The sequence below is a fragment of the Alcanivorax sp. HI0044 genome (genome assembly GCF_001634945.1).
Genome location: NZ_LWEZ01000173.1, coordinates 1 through 680 on the forward strand (window position 1 = coordinate 1; position 680 = coordinate 680).

General features: G+C 61.5%; 1 protein-coding gene and 1 pseudogene. Both read left to right on the forward strand.

The annotated features are described in order from the left end of the window. Positions 1-409: branched-chain amino acid ABC transporter permease (locus A3730_RS02075; protein WP_197477227.1), on the forward strand; the 409-nt coding region annotated here is incomplete at its 5' end. Positions 410-412: 3 nt separating this feature from the next. Then, positions 413-680: pseudogene (locus A3730_RS02080) on the forward strand (branched-chain amino acid ABC transporter permease); the annotation flags it as partial.

A 680-nucleotide genomic window follows, 5' to 3' on the forward strand; every position in this document is an offset into this window, starting at 1 on the left:
CTTCTTCTTTGCCCGTACCCGCCTCGGTGTGGCCATGCAGGCCAGCAGCCAGAACCAGATGGCCGCTTACTACATGGGCATTCCGGTGAAGCGGATCAACGCCATTGTCTGGGCCCTGTCCGGGGTGGTGGCCGCTATTGCCGGGGTCATGTTTGCTGCCAAAGGCGCCGTGGAGCCGTCGGTGGGGCTGCTGTTTGGTATCAAGGCCTTCGCCGCTGCGGTAATTGGTGGGCTGGGCTCCTTGCCCGGCGCGTTGCTGGGTGGATTGTTGGTGGGCATCGTGGAGCCGTTCGCGGGCCGCTATCTGCCTTCCGGGGTCGGCCAGATTGCTCCCTATGTGCTGATGCTGCTGGTGCTGATTCTGCGCCCCGGTGGCCTGTTCGCACAGATCAGCCAGAAGAAGGTGTAGGCCATGAGTAATCGTTTTAAAAGCCGTTACGACGACGATATCAACCTGTTTGAAGGCCGCTGGCACCTGGCCCAGTACGCGATATTGGCAGCGTTGCTGCTGGCGGCGCCCTGGGTGCTTGGCAGCTACTATCTGGGCGAACTAACCGCCGTTCTGGTGTGGTCCCTGGCCGGCCTGGGGCTGATGCTGATCAGTGGTCATACCGGGCAGGTGAGTCTCGGACATGCGGCCTTTATGGCCATTGGTGCCTTTACCAACCTGGCGTTGATGC